This is a genomic window from Parabacteroides sp. KHUB-03, from assembly GCF_056640975.1.
In genome coordinates this window covers 133,182-157,350 of the sequence record NZ_CM153257.1, presented here as the reverse complement: position 1 = coordinate 157,350, position 24,169 = coordinate 133,182, and the positions used below count along the sequence as shown (strand labels likewise).

The window sequence follows — 24,169 nt, the reverse complement described above, 5'->3', positions numbered from 1 at the left end:
AGTTTTGTAACATTTTATTCATGTTTAGTTAATCCTCTTTCATGCTGAAAGAATTAAAAAAATAACGAAATTTGCGGCGATATTAACAAATACATATAGATTCGCAAAAGTTCATAAAGAACTGTGCATTTCATTGATTAGTCTATCGCTAAAAGGAGTTTGATATTTAAAATTAAGGACCTTTCAGAATAAAGGAAGAGCCGGACATGAGGAATTATTGTCACCTATTAACAATTAAGAAAGTAGATGAAGAGTTCAAAGTGTTAAAAACAAAAGAAAAAAAACGGAGTTCTTTATGAACTAAGGTTTAAAAATTTCTATAAATGCAAGCTAAACTAATTAATATAATGATAGCCTATGTGATGTAAATCTATGCTTACTTAAATGCAACTATGAATATTTTGTAAGAAAGTATGTATGTTAATCTTAAAAAAAACAGCAAAAAGTATGAAGAAAAGATTTTATGATTTTATCTCTATGAAACGGTTATGCGTAGGGATTTCATTGTGCTGTGCTGTTGCAGGTGCCCAGGCAACTCCAACATCCAGTGCATTTGAGCAACGGTTCAACGTTGAGATTTCACTCAACAACGCCACTCTAAAGAACGTAGTAAACGCTTTAAAAAAACAAACAGACGTTGTCTTCTCTTATGACACATCTCTAGAGTCTTTACATGTTAACAATGTATCTTTAAAAGCAGAAAACGAAGCCATTGAAGCGATTCTGGACCAAGCATTCCGTGGAACAGGAGTCAAGTACAAAATTGAAGATCGTATTGTAACTCTCTATTCCGGATCAGAGAAATCCTCTGTAAAAACAAATTCTACACAGCAAAAAACAAAAAAAGTTTCCGGTATCATAAAAGATGCAACCGGCGAACCCATCATCGGCGCTAACATTGTAGTAAAAGGTACTACAACCGGAGTCATTACCGGGCTTGATGGAGATTTCACTTTGGAAGTTCCTGAAAACGCCATATTAGAGATTAGCTATATCGGTTATTTAACACAGAATATTCCGGTAAGCGGTAAAAATTCATTCAACATCATTTTAACAGAAGATACTCAAAAGCTGGATGAGGTTGTTGTATTGGGCTATGGAGCAGGACAACGCAAACAGGATTTGTCTGCTTCTGTAGGCGTTTTGAGCAATACGGAAGACCTGGTTATCCGCCCTGTTAGCTCTACGGAAGGCATGTTGCAAGGACAACTGGCGGGTGTTACTGTTCAGTCTAATGGTGGAGACCCAACAACAGCCCCTTCTATCGTAATACGTGGACAAGGTTCGCAAAACGGAGATAACGTACTTTGGGTTGTTGACGGCGTTCCCGGAGCCCCTATCGCTTCCATGAATGATATCGAATCCATTGTTGTATTAAAGGATGCTGCCTCTGCTGCAATTTATGGTGCCCAATCCGGTGCCGGCGGTGTAATTCTGGTAACTACCAAAAAAGCAAAAGAAGGTGCAACGTCTTTGACTTATGACGCCACATTCGGTATCCGTAAAGCAAGCAATGTAATTAAACCGTTAAATGCGGAGGAACAGTTGGAAATGCGTACATTATCTTTTAAGAATGCCGGACTTTCATTGCCTACAGGATGGGACCCTGTTAAAAACCCATGGATTGCAACGACTCGTACCAACTGGATGGACGAAATTTTCCGTACTGCATTTTACCAGCGCCACAACGTAGCCCTGAATGTTGGTTCCGAAAATGCTTCAAACCGTGTTTCATTTGCTTACGACAATGACGAAGGTGTATTGATCAATACGTTCAACAAAAATCTTTCGCTACGCTATAATGGTAAATTCAAACTAAACAAATGGGTAACCATCAGCGAAGATCTTGTTTGGAAAAACAATGAAAATCGTACGAAAGATACAGAAAGCGCTTATACCGGCGTTGTTTTGGCTGCCATGTATATGCCTGCAAGTGCTACAGTTTACAATCCATTAGATGGAACTTACGGTGGTACAACAACCGAAGATCCTGCTTATATAGAAAAATATGGCTCCAACTTTGCCGATATCCATGGTGACGCTGTCAATCCGGTTCGTTTATTGAAAGCAGAAAACAGATACAACAGAACCAGTGATATCTGGAGCACCACCAGCTTGGAAATAGCGAACATTGTTACAGGACTAAAATTCGTAAGCCGTTTCACTTACAATTTAAAAAATAATCTTTACAAAAATTTCAGTCCGATCCGTGACGAAGTAGGTAAACCTGCATTATCAAACAGCTTGGACGAAACGACTTATCGTATGGATGCTTGGAAAACGGAGAATACCTTAACTTACGACAACACATTCAACGACAAGCATACAGTCGGCGTTTTATTATCTACTACTGCCGACCATTATGGTAAACGCAGTATTGAAATTAATGGCAAAGATTTATCAGACGAATCTCCTTATTTGCAATATTTGTCATATGCCAACTCTATCTCAGCAGTAGATGCTTTGGAAGGACCGGATGCCAACGTATCTTTGATTGCCCGTCTAGCTTATTCGTTTGACGACCGCTACTTCGCAACAGCTTCTTTCCGTCGCGACTATGCAGGCCGTCTGCCTAAAGATAATAACCACGGCGATTTCCCTGCTATAACAGCCGGATGGAAAATATCCAATGAATCTTTCTTCCCGAAGAATGATATTCTTAATCTTTTGAAAGTCCGTGCATCTTGGGGACGTGTTGGTAACCTGGGTTCTATCGGTTATAACTACAAATCGGCACTTCTGGCTAAGACTTCATGGCTGGAACAAGCTCAATACGGTGTGGAATCTAATAAGACTTGGGGTAACTTTGTTTACAATTCCAAAGCATTGAATCCGAACCTGACTTGGGAAACTTCTGAGCAATGGGACTTAGGTCTGGATATTGATATGTTCGATAACCGTTTGAGTATGGCATTCGACTACTTCGATAAACGTACGTTCAACCTGATCCAATCCCAGACAATGAACTGGCCGTCAACTATTGGTATCAATGCCATGTTGGTAAATCAGGGAGAAGTTCGTAACCGAGGCTTCGAAGCCCAGCTTAACTGGAATCAGCAAGTAAATAAAAACTGGTCATACTTCGTATCCGGAAACTTTTCATACTTGAAAAACTGGGTTTCCGACATTGGTGTAAAGAACGAAGACGGAACTCCGGGTGTTTGGACCGGAATCACAAAAAATGGCAGCGACTTTGACGGTAGCTTCCGTAACTTACCCTATATGTATCAGACAGCCGAAGGCGAACCTCTGGGTTCTTTCTATCTAATCAAGACCGGCGGTATTTTCCAAAGTGATGCTGAAGCTGCCGCTTATGTAGACAAAGACGGAAAACGTATTCAACCGGATGCTAAAGCAGGAGATTTGAAATTTATCGATTTCAATGGAGATGGTGTAATCAACGACAAAGACCGTCAGTATTGCGGAAGCGCAACACCTAAAACAACCTTCTCTTTCTCCGGAGGATTCACTTATAAGAAACTTTCTGTCAGTGCAATGTTCCAAGGCGTAGGTGGCGCACAAACATTATACGTAGGTAAATATATGGCTTTAAGTGATGTGGAAGGTAACTTCAACCGTTCGCAGGAGATCATGAATGCATGGAGCCCCTCTAATACAGGATCAGACATTCCTCGTTTGTCAAAAAACGACCCGAACAGCAACTTTAGCACTCCGTCTGACTGGTATTTGGAAAATTCCTCTTATCTACGTCTGAAAAACTTCACTGTATCTTATAATCTGGACGATGTTATCCGCAAATGCTCTCATTTGAAAGATCGTAAGAGCCTAATGACAGTTTACTTTAGTGGGGAAAATCTGTTCACGATTACCAACTATTCAGGTATGGACCCTGAATGCGGAGGCTGGGATGCTCTAAAATATCCGGTTTCACGTGTATTCTCTGTAGGTGTAAAATTGACTTACTAATCTGCTATTTTAAATCATGTTTAAATTAACAAAGTATCATAAGATGAAAAAATATATTACTGTATTAGCTTTGTCTGCATTGGTTTGTAGTTCTTGTAGTGATTTCCTCGATGTTCAGTCGGAAGGAGATGCAACTACAGATTCCTATTTTCTGAATGACCAGCAGGCAATAGATGCCATTGACGGATTATATGAAAGATTCCATCAGGAAGGTTGTTACGGCCGTGAATTATTTTGGGAACAAGGTGCTGCCTGTGATATCGTATGGGGACGTACACGTGGTTACAACACTTTAGCAACTCTTGCCTATACAGGAGACGAATCTCCTCTACGAGATGTTTTCAACCGTATGTATTCTACAATATCCCGCGCGAACTGGGTAATTCAGGAATTGGTAAAAAAAGAAAAAGGCACAACTTTAACCGCTATTGAAAAACGCAGTTTGGGTGAAGCTTATTTTAATCGCGGTTGGGCACATTTTCTGATGGCTTATCGTTATGGCACAAATGAGCAAGGCGTACCCTTCATCCGTTATGAAGATTTTGCAGGTGGTTATGACAACTCCATTCCTACTCAGCAAGCCACAGTCATGGATAATTACAAAATGATTATCGAGGATATGGATAAAGCGATCTCTCACCTTCCCAAATTTGAAGAATATGATGTAGACAACAGAGGTCGTGCACATCAGGCAGCTGCCGTTGCTTTCAAAGCAAAGACATATGCTTACTGGGCTACCTGGGATGAAACACAATGGAAAAATGTAATTGAAATGGTCAACTTGTTAGAAACGAACTATAATCGTGACTTGGCAAAATCTTTTGCAGAACCATTTTCCTCAGACTTCTCAGATTATTGGAATGCCGAATATCTTTGGACTATCCCAAGTATTGGTGGTGCACAACCGGGTGGTTCCGAATTTCCCGGTGTAATTCTAGAAAATAAAGGCTGGGGTAAATACAACGGTTGGGGACAAATAAAACCGTCTTACGACATTTATGAAGAAATGCTAAAAGACGGGAAAGGCAATGATCGTTTAGTTCGTTCTATATTGGAATACAACCAGGAATTCCCATACTTTGGAGAACCGCGTAAATTCTGGTCTACTTCCGATCTTGAAGCTGGCTTCATGGTCAACAAATATATGGATCCGTTCAAATATGCTGATCCTGTGGGTGAAGGTGCAGTAAGTGCTAACGGCGACTGGCCGACAGTACGCGTAAACTTCCCGATTATCCGTTTCGCAGAAATGCTATTGTTCCGTGCCGAAGCTTATTTAATGACCGGTCAGGCTGACAAAGCAACTGCTGATATCAACCGTATACGTCTGCGTTCTAACCTGCAGCCGCTTTCCGGTACCGCAACAATGAAAGATCTGTATCACGAACGTCGTTGCGAATTAGCATTCGAGTTCACAGATCACTTGTTTGACCTGAAACGTTGGCATCGTTCTGCCAACTCAGAAATCAAAGCTTTGGCACAAAAAGAGTTGAATGCACATCCACGTATTCGTAAATATGAAGATCGTGCTAATCCGGAATCTCCATTTACAATCGCTCCGTACGAAGATTACTTAAGCAAGAATACATACCAGGATTATATGATTGTATTCCCTTATCCGAGCGAACAGATTACCAAATCTAATGGTAAGTTAGTACAAAACAAAGGTTATTAATCTACCTCACTATCTAAAATAAATGCGGGCTGTTTCAGTATAAATATGAAACAGCCCGTTTTTTCCTCTGAAAAGAGATAAAATAAATAGGTAGTTTGGCCTCATTTATTGTATATTATATATAACATTAAATCAAACAACACATCACCATGAAAAAAGTATTTCATATTATGGATATGAAACTAAAACAAACATTTCTACTTACTGCCATTGCCATATTTACGGCATGCAGCCAAGCGCCAAAAAATCCAATTGATTATGTCGATCCTTTTATCGGAACCGGTTTCCATGGACATACTTATCCCGGAGCAACCGCCCCGTTCGGAGGAGTACAATTAAGTCCAGACACGCGTGTCGGCAACTGGGATGCCTGTTCAGGTTATCACTACAGCGACTCAACTCTTATCGGTTTTTCACATACCCATTTGAGTGGAACAGGCTGTATCGACTTAGGTGATATCCTTTTCCGCCCCTCTGTAAACACACCAATACCATTTTCACACAAAAACGAGGAAGCCACGCCCGGCTACTATCGCGTAGAATTACCTGCAGCAGGTGTTACTGCCGAATTAACAGCCACCCCGCACGTCGGCATCCACCGCTATACATACAAAAAAGATCCTTCTAATGCCAAACTAGTAATAGACCTAACCCACATGCTGGATAATGAACGTTTATACGAATATGATCTGACAAAAACCGGAGATAATGAAATTACCGGCATGCGTTGCACCGGCGGCTGGGTAGACAAACAATATGTCTATTTCGTTGCTTCTTTCTCTCATCCTCTGAAAGCCGAAGAGATAAGTGAAGGCGGAAAAATAATGACACTTACATTCGACCTGTCAGACAATGCACCCTTAGTTTGCAAAGTAGGCGTCTCCATAGTAAATGCCGATAATGCACGTGCCAATCTGGAAACCGAAACAGGAAACAAAGGATTTGACTTCAACGCCATCTGCCAATCAACCCAAGCCGAATGGGAAAAAGAACTGGATGCCATCACAATCGAAGGTGGCACCGACGCCCAAAAAACAAATTTCTACACTGCCCTTTATCATAGCAAAATAATACCTAACATTGTGAACGATGTAAATGGAGAGTACAGACGCCATGATATGACAATAGGCAAAATTCCTGCCGGGCACCACGAGTTCTCGACATTTTCTACCTGGGACACTTTCCGTGCATGGCATCCGATGATGACCCTGCTCGACACCGCTTTAGTGAACGACATGGTGGTTTCGCTTCTTAACATGTATGACGCTAGCGGAGAACTCCCGCTCTGGCCTCTTTCCGCCGGAGAAACAGGGACGATGATAGGTTACCATTCTGTCTCTATCATTGCAGATGCCTACATGAAAGGCATACGGGGTTATGATGTGGAGAAAGCTTTCGAGGCAATGAAAGTTTCCGCCGAAAAGAATAAAAAAGGAGCCGGTTATTATATTACCAACGGCTTTATCCCTTCCAATATCAAAAAAGAATCTGTTTCTTGCCTTTTAGAATTTGCTTATGACGATTGGTGCATTGCCCAAATGGCAAAAGATTTAGGAAAGACAGACGATTACAACACGTTTATCAACCGTTCGCAAAACTTCATCAATGTATTTGACGGAAGCACTAAGTTCTTCCGCGGCAAACGTGCCGACGGAAACTGGGAAGCACCCTTCAATCCCTTTGCTATCGGACGCTCGTACACCGAAGCCACCGCATGGCAATACCGTTTCTTCGCCCCTCACGATGTAAACGGAATAGTGCAGTTATTTGGCGGACGCGAAAACTTTATTGCAAATCTGGATAGTCTGTTTACCGTTTCATCAGAAGTTGAAGGAGAATTATCAGACGTTACCGGATTGATCGGACAATATGCACACGGCAACGAGCCTAGTCATCACATGGCTTACCTGTACTGTTATGTAGGCGAATCTTGGAAAACACAGGAATGGACACGCCGTTTACTGAACGAAATGTATCAACCCACTCCTGAAGGTATTATTGGGAACGAAGACTGTGGCCAGATGTCGGCCTGGTATATTCTGAGCAGCCTCGGATTTTATTCCGTATGTCCGGGATCTAACCAGTATGTGCTGACTTCTCCATTATTTGAGAAAGCAACCATAAAGCTGGGCAATGGCAAAACCCTGGTGGTTACCGCCAACGAGCCGAAGCGCAATAAATACATCACAAAGGTAATGCTGAACGGTGAAGAGATAAAAACATGCTTTATTACCTACGATCAATTAATGCAGGGCGGCCTGTTAGATTTCACATTAACGGCTACTCCCGACAAACATTGGGGAACACAGCCGGAAGATGCCCCCTACTCGTTCACTACTAAGCCAACCGTTTCCATTCCTTATATCTCGGAAGATCTGGATTTGTTTGAAGGGGAAATTAAAGCCCAATTAAAGTCCGCCACAACAGATGCGGTTATTCATTTTACATTGGATGGTACGGAACCAACCGAGCAGTCACCCATTTACTCCGCACCCATACAATTAAAAGAGTCTACGACCATCAAGGCAAAAGCCTATAAAGAAGGGTTCGAACCCAGCCGAACTTACACTATCACCGCCACAAAGTCGGTTCTTCGCCCGGCTTCTCCGGTAAATCCTTCACAACATGGCGTTTCTTACAAATATTATGAGGGAGAATATCAACTGGTTGCCGACCTGTTACGTTCCAAAGTGGTAGAAGCAAGCACGATGCCCGAGCCATCCATCAGAAATGCAAAACAAGAAGACCATTTCGGATATATTTTCGAAGGCTATTTATATATACCCGAAGACGGGATCTATGAATTTGCCACTCGTTCGGACGATGGCAGTGTGCTCCTGATCGACAAAGAAGAAGTAGTAAACAATGACACTTCGCATGCAGCCATTCAGGCCACAGGCCGTATTCCGTTGGCAAAAGGTTATCACCCCTTCACCCTTCTTTATTTTGAAGATTATGAAGGCGAACACCTGAGCTGGGGATGGAAAACACCCGGAGCGATGAAACTGGAAGCAATCCCGGCCAGTAATCTGTATGTCAGATAAAGCCGGAAAAGAGGAAAAAAGGATTGCCGGCCAACAAAACCTCCCCGCACACGTGCATGAGCATTTTGTCGGTTAAATTTGAAATAAAAGACACAAACGACATAAATAATTCAAGTATGAAAAGAAATGTATTCATTGCGATAATCGCATCTATCGTTGCCTTTGCGGTCATCATCCCGAACTGTAGGGCACAAAGCCGCCGCGACAAAGAACAGACTTACGTGTTGAAAACACCCTATGCTGTTGAAAAAATAACTCCGCCCCAGGGCAAAAAGATAAAGAACGTCATCCTGATGATTGGCGATGGAATGAGTTTGATGCACGTATACTCGGCATGGACAGCCAACCGCGGTCATCTATGGCTGGACAACTGTCAGACCGTAGGCTTGTCTAAGACCTATTGTGCCAATAAACTAATAACCGATTCGGGAGCCGGTGGAACAGCTCTGGCCACAGGACATAAGACAAACTATCATATGGTAGGTGTAGACCCCGAAGGACGTCCGCTGGAATCACTATGCAAATTAGCAAACAAAAAAGGACTATCCAGCGGCGTGGCCGTTACCTGCCGCTTGTGGGATGCAACCCCGGCCGACTTCTGTTGTCATAACACCGATCGTGACGCCGAAGCTGCCATCGTTACAGATTATGTAAACTGCGACGTAGATTATGTATTTGGTGGCGGATCAAAACTATTTGAAAATCGTGAAGACGGTCGCGACCTTTTCAAAGAATTACGCGACAAAGGATATCAAACCCCACGCAGTTGGGAAGAACTGGCAGGCATTCAAAAAGGCAAAGTATTCTGCGTAACCGACACAGTAGATACTCCGCTTCCTGCCGAACGCGGCGATTTGCTGGCACGTGCATCCATGAAGGCGATCGAATTATTGAATCAGAACCCTCAGGGCTTCTTTCTTATGATAGAAGGCTCTCAACTGGATGACTATGGACACTTCAACGATCTGGATCTGCTGATGCAGGAGACACACGACTTCGACCGCACCGTAGGCCGCGTAATGCAATGGGCTGCACAAGACGGCGAAACGCTGGTAGTAGTAACAGCCGACCACGAAACAGGAGGCCTTACCCTGGTTGACGGCGATCTGGACGAAGGCCGTATCGTATGCAAGTTCTCTACCGGAGGACATAGCGGTGTAATGGTTCCTGTCTATAGTTTCGGCCCCGGATGCGAAAACTTCACAGGAATTTTCGAAAACACAGATGTTATGAAGAAGATCAAAACCCTGATGGGACTCTAATATTATTCAGATTTGATTATATTTGTTCAAATTCTAAATACCGAAAAATATGACTACAAGACGAAATTTCCTGAAACAATCTCTTCTCGCCGCCAGTGCAACAGCTATTCCGGCAAGCAGCCTGCTGGCACAAAGCAAGACGGAAGAAGATATTCCCAAGTATCGCCTTCCTTACAAAAATACATATCTGAAAGAACCCCTGGTTACAGAGAACGAATATCGCATAGCCTCTCCCGAAACAACTGTACCGGGCTCGTTTGCAGAAGCAAAAAAAATACTACCAGAACCCATCTGGGACGGACATGCCAAAGAATTGGAAATGTACTGGAAAGCATGGGAAATAGGAGTGCGCAACATCAAAGCCCCCGAAGCCGGATCCGGATTCGTTTCCAGCTACATTGACACAGCCTACAACGGTAATATCTTTATGTGGGATTCCGCCTTCATCACGATGTTTGCCCGTTACGGCACACGTTTTTTCCCATTCCAGCGCACATTGGATAACTTCTACGCAAAACAGCATCCCGACGGATTTATCTGCCGCGAAATCAAATCGGACGGGGCCGATTGCTTCGAACGTTATGACCCTACCAGCACAGGCCCCAACATTCTGCCCTGGAGCGAAATGATTTATTACAAGCAATTCGGAGACACCGAACGCTTGCATAAGATATTCCCCGTACTCTGCGCCTACTACAAATGGCTCAAGCTGAACCATACCTGGCGTAACGGAACCTACTGGAGCAGCGGCTGGGGAACGGGAATGGATAACATGCCCCGCGTACAACCGGAATATAATATGATTTACAGCCACGGCCACATGATATGGCTGGATGCAACCTTGCAGCAATACTTCATAGCAGGTTTATTACTTGAAATGGGATTTTACTTGGAACGCTGGCAAGAAATTGAAGATTTTGAAGATGAACAGAAGATGCTGAAAGCCTATATCAACGAAAACTTATGGGATGATAAAGAAAAATGCCTGTTCGACCAATACCGCGACGGCTCCCTCTCATCCACAAAAGGTATCTATGCTTACTGGGCACTGCTTACCGATGTGCTTCCCAAAGAACGCCTGGACGCATTTGTTGCCGAACTGGATAACAAAGAAACCTTTAACCGCCCTCACCGTATACCTTCATTGGCAGCCAATAATGCAAAATACAAAGCCAACGGACGCTACTGGCAAGGCGGTGTATGGCCCGGAGCCACTTATATGGTGCTAACAGGACTGGCAGACAAAGGCTACCGTAAGATGGCTTACGACATCGCAACGAATCATTATAATAACGTATTCGGCGTTTATAAAAATACCGGAACATTCTGGGAATATTATGCACCCGAGACTATGGAACCGGGATTTATGGCACGCCCCGACTTTATTGGCTGGACAGGGCTACCCCCTATTGCCGTCTTGATCGAACATATCTTCGGCATCCGTTCCAATGTATATGATAAAAAGATGACCATTGATGTAAACTTAACAGAGAGCTACGGCATTAAACGCTATCCGTTCGGCACCGAAGGTCTGGTTGACGTTAAAGTGAAACCACGTACTTCTGCTACCCAGGAACCGCAAATCGAAATCAGCAGTAACACACCTTTCGAACTGACTGTTCTATGGGGAGATAAACAAAAAGTTATAAACATCAAAGAAGGAACACAAACTGTATGAACATGAAATATCTATTGATGACAGTCTTATCGGCCTTATGTATATCTTATTTGAATGCACAAGAACAAAAACCCGAACGAGACGTTACAGTCGTGATAGCCGGAGATTTGCATTTTGACTTTCCGCCGGAAACAGACCAATACTACCATGTAGTAACTATGAATCGTATCGAGAACAATTTTACTTTCCCCCAAAATGCAGCACCGGGTATTGCAGGAGAGAAGGTAAAAAAGCTGGACGGCGTTATTCTTGCCGGTGATATGTTCGACAAAGCCCGTCCCGAAATCCTGTCTCTTTACCGCCAACGTTACGAAACGGGTGATGGCGAAAAAACCATTCATTACACAGTCTATCCCGGTTTGGGCAACCATGACATCGATCCGGGTGTATCGGATAAAGTATTTGATAATCTAAAAGGACGTGCTTTCACGTTGCATTATATCGACTCTATCCTGAATGATAAACTGGCAAAAAAGGAAATCCTGAACCTGCATCCATCCAGCCGTAGTTATTCATGGAATATTGGTGATGTTCATTTTGTACAGGCACAACGCTTCTCCGGAGATACCGCCTATTGCGAAAGTAATCTGGACTGGCTTGCCAACGATCTCAAAACGTACGCTTCTAACGAAAATCCGGTCGTATACATCCAACATTACGGTGTAGACAAATGGGCAATCAAATGGTGGCCTCAACAGGAACGTGATCATTTGTTCGATATTTTGAATCAATACAATATAGCTGCATTTTTAGTAGGACATACCCATACGGCTTCCCTGCAACATTATCGCGGCTACCCAATCTATCAGGTAAACAATGCCTGGCCGGACAAAGACGGTAATGGCTCTTTTGCCGTACTACGCATCAAAGGAAATGCAGTTTCCATTGCTTCCTGCCGCTGGACAGATGATAAAGGAAATTTTAAAGTTGTAGCCCCGTATCAGAATGAAGTGTTACCATTAAACATTAAAAAGAAATAGTTACAGACTAACCCGTTATAAAAAAGCCGTACTGCAAAATTACAGTACGACTTTTTTATGCTTCCCAAAGAAACAGTCATCCCGACTCCCTCCTGCAAAGACTTGTTAACCTTAGATCTAAAATACTATGAAAAAAACTCGGTGCAAATATAAAATGATTTACATAAAAAACAATAGAAAATATATCATTTTATTGTAAAATCACTATATTTATATTTCATTTTGATATATATCAACAATTCTATTTGATGATTCCGAACTTCTCAGGTATAATATCCATAATTCCGAATAATTCTTCCACTGTTTCGGCACGCAACATAGCAACACGAGTTTGTTTAAAATCAGTAATTCCTTTGAATAAAGGAGTAGCAGCCAGATGACGGCGTATATGCAATATACCGCGGCGTTCGTCCAGACGCTCTACACTTTGCAACACTTGTTGTTTTAAAATATTTAAGTACCAACTGAAAGGTTCCTCCGGCAATAACTCTCCTGTATGAAGGAAATGTTTTACCTCTCTGAATATCCATGGACGACCAATACTTCCCCTGCCTATCATAACACCATCCACTCCATAAGTATCAAAACATTGTTTGCACCCTTCGGCAGAAGTAACATCTCCATTCCCAATAATAGGGATATTCATACGCGGGTTATTTTTCACTTCACCGATCAATGTCCAGTCCGCCTCTCCCGTATACATTTGCGCCCTCGTTCTCCCATGAATAGAAAGGGCGGCAATACCGCAATCCTGCAATTGTTCGGCAAGATCTACTATAATCTTATTGTCTGCATCCCACCCTAAACGTGTTTTGACAGTAACCGGAATATTGACCGCGTTTACTACTTCACGCGTAATTTGCAACATCAAAGGTATATTGCGTAACATACCCGCGCCGGCCCCCTTTCCTGCAACCTTTTTAACGGGACAACCAAAATTAATATCTAAAATATCCGGACGGGCAGCTTCACAAATACGGGCAGCTTCAACCATCGACTCCACATCTTTTCCATATATCTGAATAGCGACCGGCCGTTCATCTTCAGCAACCTGTAATTTCTGCTGCGTCTTATTTACGCTACGGATCAAGGCATCACTAGATACAAATTCCGTATAAACCATATCTGCTCCGAAACGTTTACACATTAACCGAAAAGATATATCCGTCACGTCTTCCATCGGGGCAAGAAATACCGGGCGTTCACCTAAATCAATAGTACCTATTTTCATATCTATATATAACTCTTCTTTTTACAATTGCAAAAATACAGCTTTTCCGGCAAGAATACGGTATATTTGCACGTCTAACATATTAAATCATACGTATGAAAAGAATTGATATTTTATTATTACTCCTATTAGGAAGTATTTTTTGTACAACTGAAGTTTATGCACAGCAAAGCACTTTTATTCCGGCCGACAACTCAAATATTCTATATACCGGTCGTGTCAGTTTCCAAAATCCCAAATCTCCGGCATTCACTTATCCTGGGGTACAAATCATAATAAACTTCGAAGGCACTTCCCTCTCTATGAGAGTAAAACCGCACAGCGGATATTTCACGGTAGAACTTGATGGTGGTAAACCTTTTAGAGTTACATCTATGGAAAACGACAGTATTCTTCCGATAGCCAGCCATCTTTCCAAGGGCAAACACAAAGCTGTAATCATGTTGGCCTACGAAGGAAGAGATTTCCGTCCTGAATTTCGCGGATTTTATCTGGATAAAGGGATGAAATTATTACCACCGCCAGCCCTGCCGGAAAAGAAAATCGAATTTATCGGAAACTCCATTACCTGCGGATACGGTATAGAAGCGGAAGCTGAGAGTCCTTTTGATTACAAGGATGAAAATTTTTATTATACCTACGGAGCAACAACAGCCCGGGCGTTTAACGCACAACATCTGGTTGTAGCAAAATCCGGTATCGGTGTATATCGCAATTATGGTGATTCGATAGAAGGCTCAGCCGGCACTTGTCTTCCTGATTTGTATTACCAAACACAATTCATGGACAGTACTGAAACATGGGACTTTTCCCGATATATACCAGATGTAATTTGCATCAATCTCGGAACAAACGACGTATCAAATAACACGTATGATACCGGCAAACTAAAAAATGCCTATGTTAATTTTATCCATGATCTCCGTAGTTATTATCCCAAAGCAAAGATCGTTCTTTTGAGCGGTGTTATGTTGAATGGCAAACCATTGAAAGACGTAAGAAATGCCATGGATCAAGCGCTTGCTAAACTTAAAACCGAAGGATACACCAATGTCTATCGTTTTGACATGACCCCGCAAGACGGTTCACTTGGCTATGGTTCCGGTTGGCATCCTTCAATGAAACAACATAAAAAAATGGCTAAAGAGCTTGTAGGCTTTCTCCAGACAATTACCGGCTGGGAAGTGGTACAGCCTGTCATGTAGGCAATTCCAAAAATAACGCGTATCTTTGTGAGGTAAATATTTAATTCAGAGAGAACATTGAACGAGAAAAATTTTGAAATAATGGCGCCGGTAGGTTCTTACGAATCTTTAATGGCGGCCATACAGGGAGGTGCCGATTCTATTTATTTCGGGATTGAGGGACTGAACATGCGTTCCCGCTCCTCCAACAATTTCACAACAGACGATTTACGCCGTATCGTCTCCATTTGTCGTGAACACGGAATCAAAAGTTACCTAACTGTAAACACTGTTATTTACGGAGAAGACATCCCTTTGATGCGCGAAATTATCGATGCAGCAAAGGCTGCCGGAATTTCCGCTATAATTGCGGCAGACGTAGCTGCAATGGATTATGCCAACAGTATCGGGCAGGAAGTACATTTATCCACTCAATTGAACATTTCCAACGTAGAAGCATTAAAATTTTATGCCCGTTTTGCAGATGTGGTAGTACTGGCACGTGAATTGAACTTGAAACAAGTAAGCGAAATATACAAACAGATCGTAGAACAACAGATCAAAGGTCCCAAAGGAGAATTGATCCGCATCGAAATGTTTGCTCACGGAGCCTTATGCATGGCCGTATCAGGTAAATGCTATTTAAGCCTGCACGAAATGAATGCTTCGGCCAACAGGGGAGCTTGTATGCAGATATGTCGTCGTGCTTATACAGTGAAAGATAAAGACAGCAATGTTGAGCTGGATATAGAGAATCAATACATCATGTCTCCAAAAGACTTAAAAACGATCCATTTTATGAATAAAATGATGGATGCCGGCGTACGAGTCTTTAAGATAGAAGGACGTGCCCGCGGACCGGAGTATGTGCGTATTGTTACCGAATGCTACAAAGAAGCCGTACAAGCCTATTGCAACGGTACTTTTAATGAAGAAAAGGTAGAAGAGTGGGATCAACGGCTAAAAAGTGTCTTTAACCGCGGTTTCTGGGACGGTTACTATTTAGGACAACGCTTGGGTGAATGGAGTAGTAAATATGGTTCGGGAGCCACTAAAAAGAAAGTATACTTAGCCAAAGGTATTAAATATTTCAGTGGATTGGGAGTTGCCGAATTTGAAATGGAATCAGGCAAATTGAATGTAGGAGACGAAATTCTGATTACCGGACCCACAACCGGGGCTGTCATGCAGACAATAAACGAAATCCGCGTCGACCTGAAACCGGTACCTGAAACCGTAAAAGGTGAACGTTTTTCATTCAAAGTCAATGAGAAAATACGTCCTTCCGACCGACTTTATAAAATGGAACCGAATATCATTACAAATGAACTGAAATAACATGAAAGAATATATTTTTAAACTGACAGATAAAGTGCGCGACTACGAATGTGACCTGCAGGGGGTTGTAAATAATTCCAATTACCAACATTATATGGAACATACACGTCATGAATTTCTGGAATCGCTGGGAGAAAACTTCGGTGCCATGCATGACAAAGGCATAGATGGTTTCGTATCGCGGGTAGAGATACAATACAAAACATCACTTAAAAGCGGTGACAGTTATATCTCCGGCCTGAATGTATACAAAAAAGGGGTAAAACTCGTATTCGAACAGGATATTTACCGGGCGTCAGACGGTGCCCTCGCAACTAAGGGCATTGTAGAATCTGTCATTGTACAAGATGGCAAATTAACCAGGGGAGAGTATTTCGACGAAATGCTGAAACGATTGAACAAGTAATACATGACAAACAAACTGATTTACCAAATAAGCCTGACTATGATAAACGGGGTGGGAGATATCCTGGCCCGTCATCTTTTAGAAACATTCGGAGATCCCGAGGCTATCTTTTCAGAGAAAAAACAAACATTGGAAAAAGTACCGGGCATAGGAACACTGTTAGCAGCAGAGATCAAACGTCCGGAGGTATTCCTAAAAGCCGAACAGGAACTGGCCTTTATAGAAAAGAATAATATCACCCCCTACTTCCTGACAGACAACGAATATCCGGAACGTTTGAAGCAATGCCCGGACGCTCCGGTTTTATTTTATTTTAAAGGAAATGCCAACTTAAACCAGAAGCATATCATCAGTATCGTGGGGACACGCCATTCAACTGACTACGGACGCGAATTAACAGCCGGATTAATCGATAAAATGGCAAGTCTTTTACCAGATACGCTAATTGTTAGCGGACTGGCCTACGGTATAGATATCTGTGCTCACAGAAATGCATTAAAGAATCAATTGGCAACGGTAGCTGTCCTCGCGCACGGACTAGATCGCATTTATCCCTCTATACATCGCAATACGGCAGTAGAGATGCTACCACAGGGTGGTCTTCTCACCGACTTTCCCAGCAAAACAGAACCAGACAAACCTAATTTTGTAAAGCGCAACCGGATTGTCGCTGGACTGGCGGATGCAACTATCGTTATCGAATCTGCCGACAAAGGAGGGTCTTTAATCACTGCCGATATTGCTTTTTCGTATGGCAGAGATGTTTTCACATTTCCCGGAAGAGTTACAGATACACATTCCAAAGGATGCCATTTGCTAGTCAAACAAAACAAAGCAGGTCTTATCACCTCTGCCGAAGACCTGATATCAGCCATGCGCTGGGATATACCTCAACAAAAACAATCCGGCGCTATACAAACCGAACTGTCCTTTCCCGAAAGGGAAGATTTCACCCAGATACAATCATTACTTAATGAAAAGAAAGAACTTCACATTAACCAGCTGGCACTTCATCTGGACATAGCAGTCCATCAATTATCCGGAATTTTATTTGAAATGGAAATGAATGGAATAATTAAAACACTGCCGGGCAATATCTATGCACTGGTTAAAAACTAAATAATCCGCCTTACAGGATATTTATTTGCAATCTCTGTAAGGCGATTATACCTATATAAAAAATTAAAGGTTGTCTCCCGACAACCCCTAACCAACTTTGTTAACCTTAAATCTAATACTATTATGAAAAAACCACATTGCAAATGTACATTCCAAAAACCTTTTTGTCAAGCATTTTCCGAATAATATATGTTAAGCCCCAAGGCCCCTATAGCCAAAAAGTGTTAGTCTGTATAAAACTACATACAATAGAACTAAAAACGTTTAAATTTAACATTTAAAATCAGCATTTCAAAGTAAAAAATGTACGTAAATTTATATCCGCAGTTTTAATATACTTCCCAAGATAAAAAGGTATGAAAGGTTACACAAAAAGAAGAATTCATCTTATTAGATGTGTTATTTGAAGATATACATTATAAAAATATCATAGAAACTCCTATCAATAGTGCATTGTTATTAATAGAAGGCTCCCCGAGATTGGTCAGAACACCAAATTTAGACAATATCCTTGGAGATAAATTAACAGCATTTGCACCAAAAACAACAGGAATTCCTTATATTAAGAATAATAATGAAATGGGAATGGAGATCATAAAACAAATGTATGACGTTGCATGTATATTTGATCATATTGAAAACATTAATACTGTCAGAAAAGTTTTTGATAATTTCTGTACTATCGAGCTTAAATATAGAAAAAACATACATACATACCAAATCTGACGTTTTAGATGATATTTTTTTCATTCACTATCTATAGGTCGCAAAGAACAAGTTATGGATTGTCAATGGGCAATCTTAGAAAGAGGGCTAAGATCTATTAAAAACTTCATTTTTCTGGAAGCCTCAATGACATAATTGCACAACAGTGCGCTGCCAAAGCTGCATATTTGTCAATGCTATTAAAACATGAGACTCATAATCCCCAAAAATATGATCACAAAGTTGATATGACCAGTTGGAAAATCAATCAATTTCCAAATCCCTATAGATTTGATAATCCGCATCATTCTGCTTTTTCGTATGTTTCAGGAAATAAAAAATCCCTGAAAATCAATAGATTTTCAGGGATTTGCAAGTTTTTTTTTCTTTTTCAAGAAGTGCGGCTGAAGGGACTCGAACCCCCACGCCGTGAAGCACCAGATCCTAAGTCTGGCGTGGCTACCAATTACACCACAGCCGCTTTTGATTGCGGTGCAAAGGTAATTCTTTTTTAATAATACACAAATATTTCAGACAAGTTTTTATGACAAAAGTAAAGTTTTACCATTTACACCTTTTTATTTGCCATTTGTCTGTTCTTTAAGGAAAGATATTGCAGACTCTATCAGAGTATCTTTGCCCCGCTGGATATCGCCCGAAGTCATCTGGACATTAATATCCGGATTAATGCCAAATTCTGTATTCTGCTTACTTGCATCGAGCATCGGAGAAGCAGAAAATCGGACACTCCACCCATTCGGAAGTTCAGAAGTAAATGGCAAGCCACTTCCACCTCCGGTTCTGTCTCCAATTACCGTAACATAAGGCATCAGCATCATTTTCTGCACAAAGTCATTTGCAGAACTAAAACAATGACGGTTTGTTAACACCACAGTAGGGCGTAACCAACGTACGTGATCCATCGTTGGAGATAAATAGATAGGATAAGGATCGGAAAAATCGGCATGGCCTTTCCCCGTTTTGTGCTGTATATATCCTGTCAGCATCCTTTCTTCCATAAAACGGGCAGCAATACGATCGGCATAAGTCAACGAACCTCCTCCATTATCCCGTACATCAAAAATGAGCCCCTTACAATCTTTAAAATACAAGAACATTTCATCCAGGTTAGCTTCACCTACCCCACTGGAAAAACTGCCATAATAAACATACCCGAATTCGTCATCTGCCAACCGGGTATATTTCAATCCGCCTGCAATTTTATAATTAGTGCCTAAATAACGGCTTTGTATATCTTTATAAAAATTCGGAGCATAATCTTCATACCAAGCCCAGTAACGGGACATATCAAAAGATGATATAAGGTTTGTATGTCCATCTTTCAGTTCGTTCAGCATACTTGCCAAAACATCAAACATGGTATACCGGCTCATTGTATCCGAAATCTGTACACGGTAACGTTCATGCACTTCATCCCAATCAATATCCTTATATTCAAAAAAACAATAGTTTTCATCCACTATCTTCCATAAAGCCTCAAAATTAGCTGTTGGAGATGAAACGTATTCATCTGCTTTTTCACATCCTGAAAACAGAATAACGGGCAAAAGCAAACCGTACAATATATAGTATCGTATTTTCATTCTAATAATAAGTACTCTTGTATGTGTGTTTATTGTTCATTGCGCGTTTACCTCCGAAAGCCACAAATTCCTTTACGAAACCGAGCATAAAAGTATGCGTTATAATATGACTGCTTATTTGATTTACTTCTGTCTGGTATCGACTATTCAAATACCCCATCCGAATTGTCAGACAGCCTACCGGAAAATCGGCAGTAATATAATGTTTCATAGCAAACTTATTATGGAAAGAATTGAAATGAACCATCCCCGAATTATTTCCTAACCCGAACATCTCATAATATGATTGGTTATAATGTGGTGCAAAAGAAATCCCTGCAAACGGCACCATCAGCTGGTAACGGAATGTGACAGGATAATTTCTGACCCGAAAATTATAAATTGCCATTCCGGACAGGTTCAAATCGATATCGGCTTTTGCCGATACCGGATTATTTGTGTTTCGTGTATTATAAATACATCCGGCCAATAAATTTCCGGCTCCTCCGGCCAATAATTTTAATCCGGGCACAAAAACGGGGAAATTATAATAATACCCTAAAGTATAATCCAAGAACAAAGCATAATCTATCGCACTTCCCGCCGGGTTAAGTGTCTTTCCACCATCCAGACTCACAATTTGTTGACGGGTTACCTTATAATTTGCCAGTTTGACTCTTTTCATGCGTTCATCCATGACACGCAAAGTCCAGCCAGTATAATTAACCTCGTTTCCCGGTGTCAGATACGTATCCATTAAATGCATTCGTCCCGCCCCGATCATCGTTCCTTCATTTACCGTCCAATAGTCCCCTTTTTCTTCCGACTGTGCCACCACAGGCAAAATCGCCACAAAAAGAAAATATCCCGTCAGCAAACCAATTATTCGTCTCATAGGCTATTTTTCAAATAAATTCATCTGTCCTGTAATTTCGTCCAGAATATCTGAATCGCTTTTTCCATCGGCTTCTTCATCCTGTCCATTTCCATTATTTTTCTCTTCATGATCTCCTTGTTCCTTAGACGAAATAAAACGTACCGGCTCCAGTTCATTAATAGTTTCCACTCCAAATGTTGTGATACGCTTTCCTTTCGCTTTAAATCCCTTCACCGCAATGAACTCTTCTGCATCCAGCACCAAAGGTTCACGGAAAGAATCCAAGCCGCCAAATATCACTTCAAAACGGGGATAAGCTTCATCTGTCAGAATAAACAAACGGTTTTTCGGATTTTCACCCAGGAAATTCTGTTTCCGGCTACCGGCTTCCAATTGAAACCGTTTCAGATAAGGATAATTCTGATCGGCATCATAAAGTGCTGCAGTCCAGACTTTATTAGAATCAAATTTTTCAATTATGAGGATATTGGTATCGTAATGATTACTCAGATCAAAATTTGTCGTATAGAAATCTCCATTTTGCAAAATTACTAAAATCAGGTCATCGCTCTGGAATTCGCCCAGTTCTTCTCCGCGCCCATCATAATTCAGACGTAAAACATCCCGGTCAAACCAGACCTGGCGGCCTCCCAAAGTAGAAGAACCTTTCTGTTTCAAAGAAATCTTATGTATATCTGCTTTTGTCAGGATATTACCCATCGAAGCACGTCCTTTAATGGCAATATCACTAAAATCCTTTTCAAACACAAGCAACTTCTGGCGAGGCTTAGGTTTCAGTATCACTTTAATTGTCTCTGCTTCTCCATTCGGATTAGCACTGAAATAAAGTACGCGCGAGCCTTCCGTACCTTTTGTTACATCATATTCTTTATCACGCGTAACACCTGTTACGGCAAAGCGTTTGATAAAATTACAACCAGCTTTGCCGTCACGATACACAACATTGTAAATCGTACGGTTATCATTACGTTTAAATACATTTACATATAAAATATCTTTGCCGACAAACATTTTATCGCTAACCTTCACCACTTTATAAGTGCCATTCCGGTAGAAAATTATAATATCGTCTATATCAGAACAGTTACAAATATATTCATCTTTCTTCAGCCCCATGCCTATAAATCCTTCGGCACGATTAATATATAATTTTTCGTTAGCTTCAACAACTTTGGTCGCTTCAATCGTATCGAAACTGCGCACCTCTGTCATACGCGGATAATTCTTGCCATATTTCTCTTTCAGCATAGCAAACCAATCGATAGTATACGCTACAATATTATTCAAATGATTAGTAATACGCGTTATCTCTTCCTTAATTTGGGCTATCAGGCTATCACATTTATCCGAGTTAAATTTCAGGATGCGTCCCATCTTGATTTCCATTAATTTCAGGATATCGTCACGGGTTACTTCCCTTATGAAATTTGGTTTAAACGGCTCCAGACGTAAGTCTATATGAGCTATTGCCGCATCCATATCTTTTGCCTCTTCAAATGCTTTATCTTTATAAATACGTTCTTCTATAAAAATTCGTTCCAAAGAAGCGAAAAATAATGCCTCTTCCTGCTCCACTTTCTGGATTTCCAGTTCGGTACGTAACAACACCAACGTGTTATCCGTTGAATGACGGAGCACATCGCTCACTGTCAAAAAATGAGGTTTTTCGTCCTTAATAATACAACAATTCGGCGAGATGCTAATTTCACAATCCGTAAATGCATAAAGTGCATCAATTGTCTTATCAGATGATACACCGGCTGCCAAATGTACCAGTATTTCCACATTCTTCGCCGTATTATCATCGACTTTCCGGATTTTAATTTTACCCTTATCGTTCGCCTTCAGGATCGATTCTATCAAAGTAGAGGTAGTACGCCCGTATGGTATTTCAGTAATGACAAGAGTCTTATTATCCAGTTTATTGATTTTGGCACGAACCTTTACAGATCCCCCCCTCTCTCCATCATTATATTTGGAAACATCGATATACCCTCCCGTCTGAAAATCAGGATAAAGAGCAAACCCTTCTCCTTTCAGGTAAGCAATCGAAGCATCTAAAAGTTCATTAAAATTATGTGGTAATATCTTAGAAGACAAACCTACCGCAATACCTTCCACTCCTTGTGCTAAAAGCAGGGGGTATTTAATCGGAAGCGTTACCGGTTCTTTATTACGTCCATCATACGAAAGTTGCCAGGTTGTAGTTTTCGGATTAAAAACTGTCTCCAAAGCAAATTTAGAAAGACGAGCTTCTATATAACGGGGAGCTGCAGCGCCATCTCCCGTTAAAATATTCCCCCAGTTACCCTGGCAATCTATCAGCAGATCTTTCTGCCCTAATTGTACCAACGCATCACCAATTGAAGCATCGCCATGCGGGTGAAATTGCATCGTATGTCCCACGATATTAGCCACTTTATTATATCGCCCGTCATCCAGGCGTTTCATGGAGTGAAGAATACGGCGTTGTACAGGCTTCAACCCATCATTGATATGCGGAACAGCACGTTCCAAAATAACATACGATGCATAATCCAGGAACCAATCCTGATACATACCCGATAAATGGTAGGTCACACGTCCCTCCGTCTTTGTAGGCACTCTATATTCCGAATGGGTTTCCTGGTTGGTTTCTTCTGCTGTATCCTGATTTCCGTCAGTTACCGGCTGGCTGTCCGTCTCTTCTAGCTCCTGTCTGTCTTCTTGTTCCGTAATATCTTCTGGTTTCATACAATCCTTTATAATAGGGTGTAAATATATAAAATATTACGGAAATAATAAAAACCGGAAGTTCCCCCATACAACATTTCCTTTTCAACGGTTTTACGATCCCTGCTTAATTGTATATTTTAAACCATCGGGATGTTTTTGGAAAATCATCCCGATGGTTTTATAAAATGATCCTGATGATTTAAAATAAACACATAGCGGAAATATAAATTTGAGCAAAGTGTAGCGAATTGGTTGAAACAGCGTTCGTTACGCTTTATTTTTCTATTGAGCAGAGCCAACGAAAAACAAACATGAGGCCAAACTACGCAAGAGTTCAGTTACCACCTCATTACCCCCCGTAACGGGTGCGGATTTCTTACTAAATGGTTATGTTTCTGTGATTTGCGTAATTTTGCATAGCTGT

Annotated in this window: 15 protein-coding genes and 1 tRNA gene; 11 read left to right on the top strand and 5 right to left on the bottom strand. The window is 41.3% G+C overall.

Features of this window, described 5'->3' with window-relative positions:
• Positions 1-447 precede the first annotated feature (447 nt).
• The 6 genes from ACYIB7_RS00605 to ACYIB7_RS00580 all read left to right on the top strand — a co-directional run bounded on the left by ACYIB7_RS00605 (position 448) and on the right by ACYIB7_RS00580 (position 12,566).
• The gene (locus ACYIB7_RS00605) at positions 448-3,927 is read left to right on the top strand and encodes a TonB-dependent receptor (RefSeq protein ID WP_234999321.1); all 3,480 of its coding nucleotides are present in this window, start codon (positions 448-450) and stop codon (positions 3,925-3,927) included.
• A gap of 43 nt (positions 3,928-3,970) precedes the next feature.
• Complete coding sequence (locus ACYIB7_RS00600) at positions 3,971-5,602, top strand: RagB/SusD family nutrient uptake outer membrane protein (RefSeq protein WP_103983244.1); 1,632 nt, start codon at positions 3,971-3,973, stop codon at positions 5,600-5,602.
• A 176-nt stretch (positions 5,603-5,778) separates the two neighbouring features.
• Entirely contained in the window at positions 5,779-8,646 is a 2,868-nt protein-coding gene (locus ACYIB7_RS00595; RefSeq protein ID WP_480338490.1) for a GH92 family glycosyl hydrolase, read from the top strand.
• A 116-nt stretch (positions 8,647-8,762) separates the two neighbouring features.
• Complete coding sequence (locus tag ACYIB7_RS00590; protein WP_103983356.1) at positions 8,763-9,908, top strand: alkaline phosphatase; 1,146 nt, start codon at positions 8,763-8,765, stop codon at positions 9,906-9,908.
• A 49-nt stretch (positions 9,909-9,957) separates the two neighbouring features.
• Positions 9,958-11,586, top strand: a complete 1,629-nt coding sequence (locus ACYIB7_RS00585) for an MGH1-like glycoside hydrolase domain-containing protein (protein WP_455628652.1) — start codon at positions 9,958-9,960, stop codon at positions 11,584-11,586.
• A 2-nt stretch (positions 11,587-11,588) separates the two neighbouring features.
• Entirely contained in the window at positions 11,589-12,566 is a 978-nt protein-coding gene (locus tag ACYIB7_RS00580) for a metallophosphoesterase (RefSeq protein WP_480337769.1), read from the top strand.
• Positions 12,567-12,807: 241 nt separating this feature from the next.
• Here ACYIB7_RS00580 and dusB read toward each other — a convergent pair whose 3' ends face one another.
• Complete coding sequence (gene dusB / locus ACYIB7_RS00575) at positions 12,808-13,797, bottom strand: tRNA dihydrouridine synthase DusB (protein ID WP_103983240.1); 990 nt, start codon at positions 13,795-13,797, stop codon at positions 12,808-12,810.
• 95 nt (positions 13,798-13,892) lie between these two features.
• On the opposite strand from dusB, the gene ACYIB7_RS00570 reads away from it, so the two are divergent.
• From ACYIB7_RS00570 to ACYIB7_RS00550, 5 genes are all read left to right on the top strand, one after another.
• On the top strand, positions 13,893-15,002 hold the full coding sequence (locus ACYIB7_RS00570) for an SGNH/GDSL hydrolase family protein (RefSeq protein WP_103983239.1): 1,110 nt from the start codon (positions 13,893-13,895) through the stop codon (positions 15,000-15,002).
• Between the two features lie 57 nt (positions 15,003-15,059).
• Positions 15,060-16,319 carry a peptidase U32 family protein gene (locus tag ACYIB7_RS00565; protein ID WP_103983238.1) on the top strand — a complete coding sequence of 420 codons (1,260 nt, stop codon included), beginning with the start codon at positions 15,060-15,062 and terminating at the stop codon, positions 16,317-16,319.
• A 1-nt stretch (position 16,320) separates the two neighbouring features.
• A complete protein-coding gene (locus ACYIB7_RS00560; protein ID WP_480337767.1) occupies positions 16,321-16,725 on the top strand; it encodes an acyl-CoA thioesterase in 405 nt (134 codons plus the stop codon).
• A 3-nt stretch (positions 16,726-16,728) separates the two neighbouring features.
• The gene (dprA, locus tag ACYIB7_RS00555; RefSeq protein WP_103983236.1) at positions 16,729-17,844 is read left to right on the top strand and encodes a DNA-processing protein DprA; all 1,116 of its coding nucleotides are present in this window, start codon (positions 16,729-16,731) and stop codon (positions 17,842-17,844) included.
• Positions 17,845-18,240: 396 nt separating this feature from the next.
• The gene (locus ACYIB7_RS00550; protein ID WP_480337765.1) at positions 18,241-18,570 is read left to right on the top strand and encodes a hypothetical protein; all 330 of its coding nucleotides are present in this window, start codon (positions 18,241-18,243) and stop codon (positions 18,568-18,570) included.
• Positions 18,571-18,948: 378 nt separating this feature from the next.
• Here the strand turns inward: ACYIB7_RS00550 and ACYIB7_RS00545 are convergent.
• The 4 genes from ACYIB7_RS00545 to ACYIB7_RS00530 all read right to left on the bottom strand — a co-directional run bounded on the left by ACYIB7_RS00545 (position 18,949) and on the right by ACYIB7_RS00530 (position 23,763).
• Positions 18,949-19,030, bottom strand: a tRNA-Leu gene (locus tag ACYIB7_RS00545).
• Between the two features lie 97 nt (positions 19,031-19,127).
• Positions 19,128-20,153: a S41 family peptidase gene (locus ACYIB7_RS00540; protein WP_480337763.1), complete on the bottom strand. Its 1,026-nt coding sequence runs from the start codon at positions 20,151-20,153 to the stop codon at positions 19,128-19,130.
• Position 20,154: 1 nt separating this feature from the next.
• Positions 20,155-21,027 carry a DUF3316 domain-containing protein gene (locus tag ACYIB7_RS00535; RefSeq protein ID WP_480337761.1) on the bottom strand — a complete coding sequence of 291 codons (873 nt, stop codon included), beginning with the start codon at positions 21,025-21,027 and terminating at the stop codon, positions 20,155-20,157.
• 3 nt (positions 21,028-21,030) lie between these two features.
• Positions 21,031-23,763 carry a DNA gyrase/topoisomerase IV subunit A gene (locus ACYIB7_RS00530; RefSeq protein WP_480337760.1) on the bottom strand — a complete coding sequence of 911 codons (2,733 nt, stop codon included), beginning with the start codon at positions 23,761-23,763 and terminating at the stop codon, positions 21,031-21,033.
• Positions 23,764-24,169 lie beyond the last annotated feature (406 nt).